14 protein-coding genes are annotated in these 14,506 nt (G+C 66.3%); 9 read left to right on the forward strand and 5 right to left on the reverse strand.

The annotated features are described in order from the left end of the window. Positions 1-13: 13 nt before the first annotated feature. The 9 genes from AC3WR3_RS02640 to hutW all read left to right on the forward strand — a co-directional run bounded on the left by AC3WR3_RS02640 (position 14) and on the right by hutW (position 9,699). Entirely contained in the window at positions 14-1,420 is a 1,407-nt protein-coding gene (locus AC3WR3_RS02640) for a YcjX family GTP-binding protein (protein WP_247626313.1), read from the forward strand. 30 nt (positions 1,421-1,450) lie between these two features. Next, positions 1,451-2,482 (forward strand): YcjF family protein, encoded by a 1,032-nt coding sequence (locus AC3WR3_RS02645; RefSeq protein WP_492291073.1) that lies wholly within the window; start codon positions 1,451-1,453, stop codon positions 2,480-2,482. Positions 2,483-2,702: 220 nt separating this feature from the next. Continuing rightward, positions 2,703-3,497, forward strand: coding sequence for a phenylalanine 4-monooxygenase (phhA, locus tag AC3WR3_RS02650; RefSeq protein WP_492291074.1), 795 nt, complete (start codon positions 2,703-2,705; stop codon positions 3,495-3,497). A gap of 40 nt (positions 3,498-3,537) precedes the next feature. Beyond that, a complete protein-coding gene (locus AC3WR3_RS02655; RefSeq protein WP_492291075.1) occupies positions 3,538-3,876 on the forward strand; it encodes a 4a-hydroxytetrahydrobiopterin dehydratase in 339 nt (112 codons plus the stop codon). A 140-nt stretch (positions 3,877-4,016) separates the two neighbouring features. Continuing rightward, a complete protein-coding gene (tyrR, locus tag AC3WR3_RS02660) occupies positions 4,017-5,564 on the forward strand; it encodes a transcriptional regulator TyrR (RefSeq protein WP_139437865.1) in 1,548 nt (515 codons plus the stop codon). A gap of 195 nt (positions 5,565-5,759) precedes the next feature. Continuing rightward, on the forward strand, positions 5,760-6,308 hold the full coding sequence (gene yfiR / locus AC3WR3_RS02665; RefSeq protein WP_162852237.1) for a regulatory sequestration protein YfiR: 549 nt from the start codon (positions 5,760-5,762) through the stop codon (positions 6,306-6,308). Beyond that, entirely contained in the window at positions 6,305-7,552 is a 1,248-nt protein-coding gene (gene dgcN / locus AC3WR3_RS02670; RefSeq protein ID WP_492291076.1) for a diguanylate cyclase DgcN/YfiN, read from the forward strand. The genes yfiR and dgcN overlap by 4 nt, the downstream gene beginning before the upstream one ends. A gap of 34 nt (positions 7,553-7,586) precedes the next feature. Next, on the forward strand, positions 7,587-8,075 hold the full coding sequence (gene yfiB / locus AC3WR3_RS02675; RefSeq protein WP_139437861.1) for an outer membrane lipoprotein YfiB: 489 nt from the start codon (positions 7,587-7,589) through the stop codon (positions 8,073-8,075). Positions 8,076-8,325: 250 nt separating this feature from the next. Then, positions 8,326-9,699: a heme anaerobic degradation radical SAM methyltransferase ChuW/HutW gene (gene hutW, locus AC3WR3_RS02680; protein ID WP_492291077.1), complete on the forward strand. Its 1,374-nt coding sequence runs from the start codon at positions 8,326-8,328 to the stop codon at positions 9,697-9,699. 54 nt (positions 9,700-9,753) lie between these two features. Here the strand turns inward: hutW and xseA are convergent, their stop codons facing one another. The 5 genes from xseA to AC3WR3_RS02705 form a co-directional block, all read right to left on the reverse strand. Next, entirely contained in the window at positions 9,754-11,118 is a 1,365-nt protein-coding gene (gene xseA / locus AC3WR3_RS02685; RefSeq protein WP_492291078.1) for an exodeoxyribonuclease VII large subunit, read from the reverse strand. Between the two features lie 163 nt (positions 11,119-11,281). Next, complete coding sequence (locus AC3WR3_RS02690) at positions 11,282-12,196, reverse strand: DMT family transporter (protein ID WP_492291079.1); 915 nt, start codon at positions 12,194-12,196, stop codon at positions 11,282-11,284. A gap of 214 nt (positions 12,197-12,410) precedes the next feature. After that, positions 12,411-12,833, reverse strand: a complete 423-nt coding sequence (locus AC3WR3_RS02695) for an ExbD/TolR family protein (RefSeq protein WP_492291080.1) — start codon at positions 12,831-12,833, stop codon at positions 12,411-12,413. Beyond that, positions 12,833-13,588, reverse strand: a complete 756-nt coding sequence (locus AC3WR3_RS02700) for a MotA/TolQ/ExbB proton channel family protein (protein WP_492291081.1) — start codon at positions 13,586-13,588, stop codon at positions 12,833-12,835. Before AC3WR3_RS02700 ends, AC3WR3_RS02695 begins: the two co-directional genes overlap by 1 nt. Before the next feature lie 3 nt (positions 13,589-13,591). Further along, complete coding sequence (locus tag AC3WR3_RS02705) at positions 13,592-14,353, reverse strand: energy transducer TonB (RefSeq protein WP_492291082.1); 762 nt, start codon at positions 14,351-14,353, stop codon at positions 13,592-13,594. Positions 14,354-14,506: the final 153 nt, after the last annotated feature.

Consider the following 14,506-nt stretch of genomic DNA (forward strand, 5'->3'; position numbering starts at 1 on the left):
AAAAAGACCCGCCTTGATACGCAACAAACTCGAACAGTCATGGTCTGTGCTGCAGCACAAGGCCTTTGAGGTGGTGAACCGGGCTCGGGATCGCCACATCCGGCTGGCGGTCACCGGCCTGTCGCGCAGCGGCAAGACCGCTTTCATCACGGCGCTGGTGAACCAGCTGGAGCACGCCGCCATCGACGGCCGTCTGCCCCTGTGGGATGCCCATCGTCAGGGGCGGATCCTCGGCGCCCGCCGGGTTCCCCAGCAAAACGCCCACATCCCCACCTTCCCCTACGAGCGGGGCCTCGATGCCCTGTTTGGTGACCCCCCTGCCTGGCCAGAGCCGACACGTGGGGTGGCCGAGGTGCGCCTGGAAATCCGTTACCGCACCCGCCACCCCTTGCGCCGGCACCTGGGGGAGATCTCCACCCTCTATGTGGATCTGGTGGACTACCCCGGCGAGTGGCTGCTGGACTTGCCGCTGCTGGATCTGAGCTACGAGCAGTGGAGCGAGCAGGTGGCAACCCAGTTGCGTCGCCCCGAGCTGCAGGCCCTGGCCGCCGACTGGCTGACCCCCGGCTGGCAGGCCGAGCAAGCCTTCGAGGAGCGGCCGGCCTGCGAGCTGGCGGCCCGTTACACCGACTATCTGCACGCCTGCAAGCAGGAGCTCGGGCTGCACCTCATCCAGCCGGGCCGTTTCGTGCTGCCGGGGGAGTATGCCGGGGCGCCGCTGCTGCAATTCGTGCCCTGGGTGTGGGACAAGCCAGCCCGGGAGCCTGCCGATGGCACCCTCTACGCCACCTTCAAGCAGCGCTTCGAGCAGTACAAGCAGCACCTGGTGCAGGGCTTCTACCAGCAGCACTTCGCAGGCTTCGATCGCCAGATAGTGCTGGTGGACTGCCTGGCGCCCCTCAACGCCGGGGCCGCCAGCTTTGGCGACATGCAGCAGGCCATCGCCCGCATCATGGAGAGCTTCGCCTATGGCAAGAGCAACTGGTGGCGCCGGCTGTTCTCCCCGCGCATCGACAAGCTGCTGTTCGTGGCGAGCAAGGCCGATCACGTCACCCCGGAGCAGCACGGGCCCCTGGTCTCCCTGCTCCAGCATCTGGTGAGCAGCGGCCGGGGTCAGGCCCGCTTCGAGGGGATAGAGACCGAATGCCTGGCGCTGGCCGCCATCAAGGCCACCGAGGTGGGCAAGGGGGTCGCCAATGGTCGCGAGTTTCCGGCCATCCGCGGCACCAGCCTGGCCGGGGAGCCGCTCTTGCTCTTCCCGGGGGAGGTGCCACCCCATATTCCACCCGCTCAGTGGTGGCACACCCAGGGCTTCGATTTTCAGGCATTTCGCCCCATGCCCATGAGCGCCCATCAGGCGCTGCCCCATATCCGGCTGGACGCGGCACTGGAGTTCCTGCTCGGGGATCACCTCGAATAACCGGCGCCGCACCAAGGAGCAGACAACAAGATGAACGATCAGACAACACAGAAGGTGCCGCTGCAAGGCAAGGTGATCCTGGAGCCGACCCTGTCGGTGGCGAGCGAGACGCCGCCCCCGGCCCCGGCCCAGCGGCTGGAAGAGGAGAGCTTCGAGCCTCTGGAGGCGCTGGACGAGTTCACCGAGGTCGAACCCGCGCTCACTGTCAGGCCTCGCCGTCGTCATCGCCTGCTGGGCTGGGGACTGGGGGCGGTCGGCTTGCTCTCCCTGGGCCAGTTTGGCGCCTTCCTCTATGACCAGTTTCTCACCACTCCGCTCTGGGGCGGCGCCTGGCTGCTGGCGTCGGGTCTGGTGGCGGTCGGCACGGCCGGCGTGGTCGGGCGCGAGTGGCTGCGGCTGCGCACTCTCAAGCGGCGCCAGGATGTGCGCTCAAGGGCCGAAGATCTGCTCGCCCATCAGGGGGTGGGGCAGGGGCAGGCATTTTGCGAGGCCCTGGCCGAGAAGAGCGGCGACAAGGGGCGGGAGGGGTATAGCACCTGGCTGGCCCAGCTCGACGAGAGCCACAGCGATCGGGAGGTGCTGACCCTCTACAGCCAGCTGGTGCTGGGGGAGCGGGATAAACTCGCCCAGGCCAGGGTCGCCAAGTGGTCGGGGGAGGCCGCCGTGCTGGTGGCCCTGAGCCCGCTCGCCACCGTCGACATGATGCTGATGCTGTGGCGTAACCTGCGGATGATCGAGGACATCGCCGATGTCTACGCCATCGAGCTCGGCTACTGGAGCCGCATTCGCCTCATCCGCCAGGTGTTTCGCAACATGCTCTATGCCGGTGCCACCGAGCTGGTGACCGAGGTGGGGATGGACTTGCTGGGAGCCGAGCTCACCGCCAAGCTCTCCGCTCGCGCCGCGCAAGGGGTGGGGGCCGGCCTGCTCACCGCCCGCCTGGGCCTGCGCACCATAGAGGCGTGCCGCCCGCTGCCCTGGTGTGCGGACGAGAAACCCAGGCTCGGGGAGCTGCGCAAGCGGCTTGTCGGCCAGCTGGCGGGCTATCTTCGCAAGTCATAGTGCCATTCAAGGGCGGGGATCACCCTGCCTGATCTCTCCCGGTGCGGGCCATTTGCACCCCCACAGCGCCCCGGGAAAGTAGATCTGGATGTCACAAATTATTTACATCTGTGGCAGGCAGCCGACCTCGGGGTCGGCTGCTTTTTTGCTGGGCAAGCCGTTACAGTGATCCTGAAGAGCAACGACAAGGGGCCCCTAGGGGCAGGAGATGGCAGGGATCATGGCAAGCCGCTACACAGCACACCAACCGGACGCACAGGGCGTCATCCACTACTCGGAGGAAGAGCAGGGGACCTGGCAGATCCTGATCGCGCGCCAGCTCGCGGCGCTCGAGGGCAAGGCCTGCGACGCATACAGGGCGGGGCTGGAGAGGCTGGCACTGCCCAAGGGTCGCATCCCGCAACTGGGGGAGATCAACGCCGCCCTGACCCCCACCACCGGCTGGTCGGTGGCCGCCGTGCCCGCCCTCATCTCCTTTGATCGCTTCTTTGCCCTGCTCGCTGATCGCCAGTTTCCGGTGGCCACCTTCATCCGCCGTCGGGACGAGCTCGACTACCTGCAGGAGCCCGACATCTTCCACGAGATCTTCGGCCACTGTGCCATGCTGACCAACCCCGCCTTTGCCCATTTCACCCACCTCTATGGCCAGCTCGGGCTGAACGCCAGCAAGGAGGATCGGGTCTATCTGGCGCGGCTCTACTGGTTCACCGTGGAGTTTGGTCTCCTGCAGGAGGGGGAGGGGCTGCGCATCTACGGTGGCGGCATCCTCTCCTCCATCGGCGAGACCGCCTATGCCCTTTCCGGGCAGCCGGTGCTGCAACCCTTCGATCTGCTGGAGGTGCTGCGCACCCCTTATCGCATCGACATCATGCAGCCCGTCTATTTCGTGCTGCCAAGCCTGGATTGCCTCTACCGTCTGGGGCCGCAGGAGATCATGGCGGCGGTGGCCGAAGCCCGTCGCCTCGGCCTGCGTCCGCCCCGCTTTGCCCCGGCCCCTGGCCGGCAGGCGAGCTGAACCCGTTTTCAACCCATTGTATCGATGAAAGGAGTCCCGAATGTCTGAACTGGCAAACCAGCGGTGCGAAGCGTGCCGCGCCGATGCCCCCAGGGTGACCGAGCAGGAGCTGAGCGAGCTGATGCACGCCATTCCCAACTGGCAGCCACTGGTGGTGAACGGCGAGCTGCAACTGAGGCGTGAATTTGCCTTTCGCAACTTCAAGGAGGCGCTGGCCTTCACCAACCGGCTGGGGGAGCTGGCGGAGGCCGAGTTTCACCACCCGGCGATCCTGACCGAGTGGGGCAAGGTGACAGTGAGCTGGTGGACCCACAAGATAGGAGGGTTACATCGCAACGACTTCATCATGGCGGCACGTACCGACGAGCTGCTGAAGTAACTGCGGCTTGACGCGAAGAAACAGGGCCTGCCCGGTGAAAACGGGGCAGGCCCGCATTTTTATGGGGGAGCGCTCGCACTGGCGGGATCGAGTCTGTATCATCCGGCTATTCAGAATGTTAGCTAGGAAGTGTGTGCCGAATGCGTCTTGAAGTCAGCTGTGAAGACCGTCTGGGCCTGACCCGGGAACTGCTCGACCGACTGGTGGAGCACAACATCGATCTGCGCGGCATCGAAATCGATACCTCAGGCATCATCTATCTCAATTTCCCCGAGCTGGAGTTTCGCGATTTCCAGCACCTGATGCCGGAGATCCGCCGCATTCCCGGCGTCTATGACGTCAAGACCATCCCCTACATGCCCTCCGAGCGAGAGCATCACGAGATAGAGGCCCTGCTCAAGGCGCTGCCGGATCTGGTCTTCTCCCTCGACAGCAAGGGACGGGTGACCCAGGCCAACCAGGCCGCCCTCACCACGCTGGCGCTGCCGCCGGAAGAGGTGCGCGGGGTGGCGCTCGGCTCCCTGGTCAAGGGCTTCTCCTTCGCCCGCTGGCTGGAGGCGAGCGAGATCAAGCCCCAGACCTGCAAACTCAGCCTCGGCGGCGAGGAGTACCTCGGGGATCTGATGCCGCTGTTCGTGGCAGAAGAGAAGGGCAAGCAGGCCCTGGCCGGCGCTGTGGTGGTGCTCAAGTCCGCCCGTCGGGTCGGCATGCACTTCAGCGCGCTCCACGCGGTGGAGGTGGGGGGCTTCGAGCACCTGCAGGCCGAGAGCCAGAAGATGAAGGAGGTGCTGGCCCAGGCCGCGAAACTCGCGATGCAGGATGCCCCCTTGCTCATCGTGGGGGAGACAGGCACCGGCAAGGAGCTGCTGGCCCGCGCCTGTCACGGCGCCAGCCTGAGATCCAGCCACCCCTTCATGGCGCTGAACTGCGCCGCCATGCCGGACAACGTGGCCGAGAGCGAGCTGTTTGGCTATGCCCCCGGCGCCTTTGGCAACAACACCGAGGGCAAGCGCGGGGTGCTGGAGCTGGCGAGCGGCGGCACCCTGATGCTGGACGAGATAGGGGACATGTCCCCCCATCTGCAGACCAAGTTCCTGCGGGTGCTGCAGGACGGGGTCTTCCGCCGGGTCGGGGACGAGCAGGAGGTGAGGGTCAACGTGCGCTTCATCTGCACCACCCAGAAGCAGTTGCTGGATCTGGTGCACGAAGGCAAGTTCCGGGAAGATCTCTACTACCGCCTCAATGTGCTGAGTCTGGCGCTGCCCCCCCTGCGCGAGCGCAAGGCGGACATCATGGCCCTGGCCCAGCAGTTCGTCTCCCGCTTCGCGAGCGAGTTGCAGCGCCCGCGCCCGCGCTTTACCCGCAACATGGCCGAGTACCTGACCGCCTACCGCTGGCCCGGCAATGTGCGCCAGCTGCGCAACTGCCTCTACCGGGCCATGACCCTGCTGGAAGGGGACGAACTCGGCCCCGAGCACGTTGACTTGCCGGTGGCGGCGGATGCCATGCCCCTCATCGACGAGTGGTTCGAAGGGGGGCTCGACGAGGCGGTGAAACGTTTCGAGAGCCGGCTGTTGGAGCGGCTCTACCCGGCCTTCCCCTCTACTCGCCAACTGGCCAAGCGGCTCGGGGTCTCCCATACCGCCATCGCCAACAAGCTGCGTGAATATGGGATTGGCAAGAAGTAACCTTGCAGGCGTGCCCCCGGGGCCGCCGTCCTGGTCTGTGGGGCTGCCCTCGCTGCGTCGGCCGGTGACGCAGCCAAGGCCAGGACGGATAGGCAGCCGCTGGGCGGCTGATAAGCTCGGTGCGACTCCTCTCTGGCACTCCCTTCATGGGCGTCGGACCTCCCGGGTATCGACGTGGGCATAAGCGCGGGCATCATGCAGTTATTCTCCTCCTTTCGGATCCTGGCGTGGCTGACGCCTTTGTGCTGCCTCTGGGTGCTGGCCTGCGAGGCGGCGCCGGCGACCTCGGCGGAAGTGCGCAGCGAGCTGGTGCGCCAGACAGTGCTCGATATCCTGAGCTACACCCGCTGGCCCAGCGAGCCTGCCAGATTGCGGCTCTGCGTGGCCGCGCCCACGGAATATGCGGCGTCGCTGCTCACCATCAGCCAGCAGGCCAATGGCCGCCCGGTCGATGTGCATCGCTACGAGGTCGACGACGAGGCGCTGATCCAGCGCTGCGATGTCATCTATCTGGGGGTGCTGGCCCCCGAGCAGCGGCTCTCCCTGTTCGAGCGTCTGCGGGGATACGCCATCCTCAGCATCAGCGAGCAGAGCAGCGAGTGCATCGCCGATGCGGTGTTCTGCCTGCAGGCCCGCAAGGAGAGGGTTCGTTTTCGGGTCAACCTGGATGCGCTGGCCCGCAGCGGCGTGCGGGTGCACCCGGCCGTGCTGAAGCTCGCAAGAGCGGATGAGGAGGCACGATGAGCGCCAGGATCCACGCCGTCGCCCCGCGGCTCACCCTGCGCCAGAGCCTGGGACGCACCCACATGATGATCTCCCTGACCGCCGTCTGCATGGCGGGCCTCTTCCTGACCATCACGGCGCTGCTGGCGCTGCGCCTCTATGCGGATCACAACCTCAAGCTGGTGGCGCGGGCCATCAGCTACACCGCGGAAGCGGCCGTGGTGTTCGATGACAAGGATGCGGCCAAGGATGCCCTCGAGGCCATCACCTCCCGGGAGGACGTGGCCAGCGCCAGCATTCTGCTGCCCGGCGGTCAGGTGCTGGCGAGCTGGCGCAGGGACATCACGACCCCCTGGACCAGTCTGGAGCAACATCTGGCCCGCCAGATCCTGCCGGGACCTGTGGAGCTGCCCATGGTGAGGGAAAACAAGGAGATAGGCCGGGTTCATCTGGTCGGCCATGGGCAATACCTGCTGCGCTTCCTGTTGCAGACCCTGATGGCGACCCTGGTGTGCCTGCTGCTCAGTATCCTGGGGGCGCTCTATGTGGCGCGCCGGATGCAGCGTTCCATCACGGCCCCCCTCAAGGCACTGACCGAGGTCGCCTACAACGTCAGCCGCCAGCGCGCCCTCAAGCAGCGGGTGCCGGCGGCCAATATCGCCGAGCTGCACGAGCTCGGGGTGGACTTCAATTCACTGCTCGACGAGCTGGAGGCCTGGCAGGCTCACCAGAAGCGGGAGAACGCCACCCTGCTGCACCAGGCAACCCATGATCCCCTCACCGGATTGCCCAACCGGGCGCTGTTCGAGGCGCGGCTGGGGCAGGCCATCCAGGCCGGGCGCACCCGGCAGGAGCGGTTCGCCCTGCTCTATCTGGACTGTGATCGCTTCAAGCAGATCAATGACAACCTGGGCCATGCCATAGGTGACGAGGTGCTCATCGCGCTGGCGCGGCGGGTGCAACATCAGCTCAGGCCCATGGACCTGGTGTGCCGCCTCGGGGGGGACGAGTTTGTGGTCCTGCTCTCCCCGGTGCATCAGGGGAGCGAGGTGCAGGAGGTCGTGATGCGGATCCAGCAGGCGATGAGCACCCCGGTGGTCTTGAGCGATGGTCGCCATCTGGGGGTCGGCATCAGCGTCGGCTCCGCCCTCTACCCCGAGCAGGGGGAGACGGCGGATGCCCTGGTGCAGGCCGCCGACGGCGCCATGTATGAATCCAAACGACAACGCAGGGAGGGAGCCGGAGACCATAAGACAACCACTTGAAATTGATATGAAAAATAATGAAAGGACAAGAATGATGACGTTTTTCAACCTGATGAGAGCAGGCCTGTTCGCACTCTTGCTCGGTGGGCTGGCGGCTTGCCAGAGCGCCCCCCAGGGTCTCACCGAGGCGCAGATCGCCGCACTCAAGGAGCAGGGTTTCCACCTGACCGACGAGGGCTGGACCCTGGATATCTCCAACAAGGTGCTCTTTGCCAACAACGTGGGGGCCCTCAATCCCGGCACCCGCCAGGTGGTGGAAGCCTTGGGCAGGGCCCTGATTGAGGTGGGTCTGAACCGGGCTCGGGTGGACGGCCACACTGACTCCAACGGCGAGGCGGCCTACAACCAGCAGCTCTCGTTGAAACGGGCCCAGTCCGTGGCCGAGGTGCTGGCGTCTGTGGGCATGCCCGCAGCCAACCTGGACATCCGTGGACGCGGGGAAGAGGCGCCCATCGCCGATAACGGCACCGCCGCCGGGCGGGCAGAGAACCGCCGGGTCGCCATCATCATAGACAACGGCTGATTTGCCCAGCCAGCGTCAGCGCCCTGATCCCTCCTCTGGCCTGACCGCGTGTGTGCCACCACTCTCCCGCCGGAGAGTGGCTCTCTTCCTGCCACTCCTACTGCATGATCCCGCTTTGCATGCTCTCTCGCGACCAAGCAGAGGGATAAGATGACACCCTCTCAATGTCCCTGACTTGATCCAGCACAACACAGAGCCCAACTGATATTCGTTATCATTTGCATTATTTCCAGACGGTAACCTGCCAGTGATGACGCCACAATTCACCCCGACCATGACGGGGCTCGCCACCCCGGATCCCCTGAAATTCGCCTTTGGCGCCAAGACCTCGGCCCATGCCAGCCGGGGCGGCGCAGCCCCCCTGACGCTGGACGCCGCCGGCTGGCAAGCCTGGTGGCAGCGGCCGAGCGAGGCCCAGGAGCGGGCGCTCTATATCCATGTTCCCTTCTGCCGCAAGCGCTGCAGCTTCTGCAACTTCTTCGAAAACGGCGCCAACCCGGCGCGCATGAGCCACTATATGGCGGCCTTGTGCGACGACCTGCAACGGGCCGCCGAGTCTCCCTTTGGCCAGAGTCGCCCCTTCTCGGCCGTCTACGTGGGGGGCGGCACCCCGACCGACATGGCGGCAGCGGATCTGGGGCGGCTGGCCAGGGCCATTCGCGCCTTCCCCCTCACCCCGGATGCGGAGCTGACCCTGGAGGGGCGGCTCAACGGCTTCGATGACGAGAAGTGGCAGACGGCCCTGGCGGGGGGCTTCAACCGCTTCTCGTTCGGGGTGCAGAGCTTCAACACAGCTGTGCGCCAGCAGGCGGCCCGTTTCGACGACAGAGAGACACTGCTCGCCCGGCTGGGGGAGCTGACCCGGGATGACGAGGCGGTAATTGTTGCCGATCTTATCTTCGGCCTGCCGGGGCAGGATGAGGCCCTGTGGCGCCAGGACATCGCTGACGTGATGGCCAGCGGCGTGCACGGGGTGGATCTCTACCAGCTCATCCCCATGCAGGGCACCAATCTGGAGCGGGCGCAGGAGAAGGGCCGGCTCGGCTGGTCCGCCGATGGCCAGCAGCGGGCGGCCATGTATGCCTATGGTGCCCACACCCTGGAGCTGGGGGGCTGGCAGCGGCTCTCCTGCAGTCACTGGCGACAAGGCGAGGCCGAGCAGAGCCGCTACAACCAGATGGCCAAACGCGGCGCCGAGATCCTCCCCTTCGGTGCGGGGGCGGGGGGCAACATCCATGGCCACGGCCTCATGTATGGCCGGGATCTGGCAGCCTGGCACGAGGCGCTGGCGGCCGGTCAGCGTGCCCCCGGCATGGTGATGAGGCCCAACCCCAGCGCGTCCATCGACGGCCTGCTGCGCGGTGGTCTCGATACCGGCTGGCTTGCCCTCGGGCGCTTGCCGCCTCCCTTGCGGGCCCATCTGCTGCCGCTCTTTGAACGCTGGCAGCAGCACGGCCTGGCCGAGCTGACCGGGGAGACACTGGCGCTGACCCTGGCGGGGCGCTTCTGGAACGTCAATCTGCAGGCAGGTCTGTTCGAATATCTGCAGTCAAATCCCCTGGGAGGGGAGGCGGCAACCCCCGCCGCTCATCCGGGCGGGGCCCGGCATCATTCGCGGGGGTAGCTGGCAGGGAGCAAGACGAGAAAGGAAAGGGGGCCGCTTGACGGCCCCTTTTCGTTATTGGTTGTTCACGTCCTCCACCCGCACCCGCAGCGCTCCCTCTGCGAGCGTGGTGACCAGTTGCTGGCCCGGGCTCACCTGAGCGGCGCGGCTGATGACCTCGCCACTGGGGGTGCGGGTGATGGAGTAACCCCGCCCCAGGGTGGCCAGCGGGCTTATCCCGTCGAGGCGCGCACTCAGCATGGCGAGGCGGTGGGCGGCGAGATCCTGGCGCTTGTTCATCAGGGTATGGAGCCGCTCTTGTGCCAGCTGGTGGCGACGCTTGCCGGCGGCCAGCAGCGTTGAAGGGCTCCTCGCCTGCAGCCGCAGTTCGAGGTTCGCGAGGCGCCGCTCCCCCTGATGCAGGCGCAGATTGAGCAGTTGCTGCAGGCGGCGGTCGAGCTCGTCCAGGCGCTGGGACTGCTGCTCCAGCCGGCGCTTGGGATCCTGATGGTCGAGCCGTTTTTGCAGCAGCACGAAGCCGTGGCGGGCGGCGGTCTGGCGCCGGGAGATGGCCTGCACCAGGCGCTGCTTGAGGTGCACCAGACGCTGGGCGCGGGCGCTCCGGTCCGGTGCCACCAGCTCGGCGGCGGCGGAGGGGGTGGGGGCGCGCAGATCGGCGGCGAAGTCGCTGATGGTGACGTCCACCTCGTGGCCCACGGCGCTCACCACCGGAATGGCGGAGTGGGCAATGGCGCGGGCCACCGCCTCCTCGTTGAAGCACCAGAGATCTTCGAGCGACCCGCCGCCGCGCCCGACGATGAGCACATCCACCTCGGCGCGGCGGTTGGCCAGGGCGATGGCAGAGACGATCTGGCCGATGGCGGCGCTGCCCTGCACCTGGGTCGGGTAGATGAAGACCGGGAGATCCGGGGCGCGGCGCCCCAGCACCGTCAGCATGTCGTGCAGGGCGGCGCCGGTGGCGGAGGTGACCAGCCCCACGGCGCGCGGCTCGCGGGGGAGCGGACGCTTGCGCCCCTCGTCGAACAGCCCCTCGGCGCCGAGGCGGCGCTTGAGCTCCTCGAAGCGCAGGGCCAGCATGCCGTCCCCGGCGGGTTGCATGGATTCGATGATGAGCTGGTAGTCGCCGCGGGGCTCATAGAGGGAGACCCGCGCCTGCACCAGCACCTGCATGCCATCTTGCGGTCGGAACGGCACCCGGCGGTTGTTGCCCTTGAACATGGCGCAGCGCACCTGGGCCGACATGTCCTTCAAGGAGAAGTACCAGTGGCCGGAGCTTGGCATCGCCAGGTTGGAGAGCTCGCCGGTCAGCCACACCAGCCCCAGATCCTGCTCCAGTATCATGCGCACGGCGCTGTTGAGGCGGGTGACGGTGAAGATCTGCTGTTGCCTGCTCTGGCTGGATTCGTCGAGGTGGTTCAAGGCTGGCCCTGCTGCTGTGTCCGCCGGGGCGGGGAGAAAACGATGGGGCACATCTTACCCCAGTTCGGCCCATCCGCCGAGTCTGTGTCTGTGGCAGCGGCTGCTGCTGGCGCCAGTTTGCCTGTGCCATCTGCCGAGCCATGGGAGATCTGCCTGCCGGCGTTCAGCTCTGTGGCTGCGCCTTGGCCGGTTTGGCGGCCCTGCTCGGGCTCACCACCAGCCAGACCGCGAGACAGACGATGGCGCCGCCCGCCACGAAGCCGCCGGTGAGGGTCTCGCCGAGCACCAGATAGCCCCACAGTATGCCAAAGGGCGGGATCAGGAAGGTGACAGTGAGGGATCGCAGGGGCCCGATATCGGCGATCAGCCTGAAGTAGATGAGATAGGCGAGGGCGGTGCAGAGGAAGCCGACCGCCAGTACGCTGGCCCAGACCCCAGGCTGGGCCCAGTCGACGGTGGGGCCGGTCGCCAGGGTGTAGCCGAAGAAGGGGAGCAGGAAGAGGCAGGCACCGAGCTGGCTGCCAAAGGCCACCAGCTTGGCATCCAGGCCCCCCCGCTCGCTGATCCAGCGCCGGGTGAGGAAGCCGGCGCAGCCATAGCAGGCGGTGGCGATGAGGCAGGCCAGCACCCCGATGGCCAGCTGACCGCTCAGGTCGACCTCCCCCGTGGTGGTGATGAGGGCTATGCCCATCAGCCCCAGCATGACCCCGGCCCACTTGCGCAAGGTCAGCGTCTCGTGGAAGAAGGAGAAGCCGATAAGAGCCCCCATCAGGGGCGTGGTGGCGTTGAGGATGGCGGAATAACCGGCGGGCAGCCAGAGCGCGGCGATGGCGTACATCAGGAAGGGCACGCCCGAGTTGATGATGCCGAGCACCATGGCGGACTTGAGCTTGCCCTGATACTGCATGGGGGTGCGCAGCAACAACAGCATGGCGGCGAGCCCGACCAGGGCGAAGAAGACCCGCAGGAAGGTGGTGTTGACCGAGCCGAAGGCGGGCGCGGCGATGCGCATGAACAGAAAGCTGGCGCCCCAGATGGCCGCCAGCACCAGCAGCCGCACGTAATCCGATGTTCTCATCTTCTCTCCTTGAAATGAGGGGCTTGCGCCCGGGACCCTGAATGCAGAGTCCGCATCATGCGGGGGGTGCCCCTCTCTTGGCAACCGGGGAATGGGGGCAATGAACCAGGCATCATCCGATGCCCGGTGGCACCAGCCGTCCAGTCCCCATCTTGGGGATCCGTCTGCGTGGCTGGCTCATCGAGATCATCTGGCGCTGGCCCCCTGGCCAGCCTCACTCGTTTTCCGGCAGACTCACGAAGGCAATCTTGTGCAGCCCGTGCCGGGAGGCCTCGGCCATGACCCTGGCGATGAGGCCGTACTCGACCCCCTTGTCGATGCGCAGCTGTATTTCGGGGATCTCGGGCTTGGTTTCGCCAGCCTCGCTCATCCGAGTGAGCAGGGTCTGCTCATCGACGGCCTGGTCGTTCCAGTAGATCTTGCCGGCGCCGTCGATGGAGAGCACCACATCTTTTTGCCTGGGTTGATGGACCTGGCTGCTGGCCTCGGGCAGCTCGAGCTTGACCGCGTTGGTGAGCAGGGGGGCCGTGATCATGAAGACGATGAGCAGCACCAGCATGACATCTATCATGGGGATCATGTTGATCTCGGAGAGGGGCTGATCGTCCGAGTCACCGGGGAGTTTGCCAAAGGCCATTACATCTTCCCCTGTCTGGTGTTGTCGACGGCGGCCAGCGGCGTCACCCTGGCGCTGGTCTGTTCGACGCCGGTCACCAGCAGGGCGAAGAGGTCATAGGCAAACTCGTCGAGGGCGGCCAGCTTGAGGCGATTGCGCCGCACGAAGAGGTTGTAGACGAGCACTGCCGGCAGAGCGACGGCGAGGCCGACGCCGGTCATGATGAGGGCCTCCCCGACCGGGCCTGCCACCTTGTCCAGGCTGCTCTGGCCCGCCGCTCCTATGGCCAGCAAGGCGTGATAGATGCCCCAGACGGTGCCAAAGAGCCCGATGAAGGGGGCCGCCGAGCCGACGGAGGCGAGGAAAGTCAGCCCCTGCTCGAGGCGAAGACGCTCGGCGCTGATGGCCTGGCGCAGGGCGCGCAGCAAGAATTCGTCGGGAGAGCTCAGAGTGAGGGAGGCGGCCCGTCCCTGGGATCGCTCAATCTGGGCAACCGCCGTCAGCGCCGCCCTCGTTATCCTGCCGCAGGCTTCCCGTGGGGGCGTCTGGGCGAGCTGGTGCGCCATCCCCTGCACGCTCTCATGCTGCCAGAACTCACCCAGGAAGCGGGCGTTTTGGCGCTGCTCGCTATGGTCAAGCCAGAGCTTGAGCAGCCCGTAGTAACAGGTGCCGAGCGACATCAGGACCAGCAAGATCAGCGGGACCAGGCCCACCCCAGTGTTTTGGCTGAGCAGATGAGCTATGCCCATGCCGCTTGTTTCGATTTCCGGATTCATGGCTTATGCCCCTAACTTGAAAATAATGGTGACCCCGGCCCAGGCTGCGACGGCGTTGTCATTCTGCCTGGCCGGAATGAAACGCCAGCGGCTGACCGTCTTGCGGGCAACCATGTCCAGGCGCCGATGACCGCTGCTACGCTCGACCTCCACCGACTCCGCCGTGCCCTCTTTGCTGACACGGATCTTCAATACCACCCGTCCCTCTTCTCCCCGTCTGCGTGACTCCGGGGGGTAGGGGGGCTCGGGGTTGTTCAATCTGGCGTCCCGGGCGATGGGGGCGCTGCTGCCCCCGCCTGTCCCGCTCAGGCCCGTCTTGGCCGGGGCGCTGTTGCTGCCGCGACTCAAGGGATTGGCCGCGGTCAGCGGTGCGGCTGGGGCTGCCGGTGCAGTCACCGGCTGGGCCTTGGCGACAGGTTTGACCACGGGTGCTGGCGGCGCCTTGGGCACCGGCCTGGGCGCGGGTCTCTTGACCACCGGCTTGGGCTGCTTATGGGATACGGGCACGGGCGGCTTGGCGACTTTCGGCTGCGCCGGGGTGGGCGCTGGCGCCGCCGGTTTGCCCGGCGCGTCATGCTGGTTCGACTCCCCGGCCCAGCGGGCAGAGAGGGTAATGGGTTCGGGCGGCGTGACGGGGCGGCTGCCTTGCATCAGCCACAGGAGGGCGAGGTGCAAGACAAGGGCGACGGTCAGGCAGGCAAGGTGAACAGCGCCCAATGCCTGCGGGTCGCGGCCGTGGGTCGGCCTCATTGCGCAGGCATCCATCAGCCTGCCTCCTTGCTGGTCGTCATATTGGTACTCAAATGCCCATGGGATTGGCCCCGGATCCGGGCCCTGGCGTCCAGCATGCGCCATCGGATAACGCGCAAACAAGAAACATTATCAATCGCGTTTTAATCGCTCCGTCATCACCCAGGC

The sequence above is a fragment of the Aeromonas sp. EU05-FHT14A05 genome (assembly GCF_058791175.1).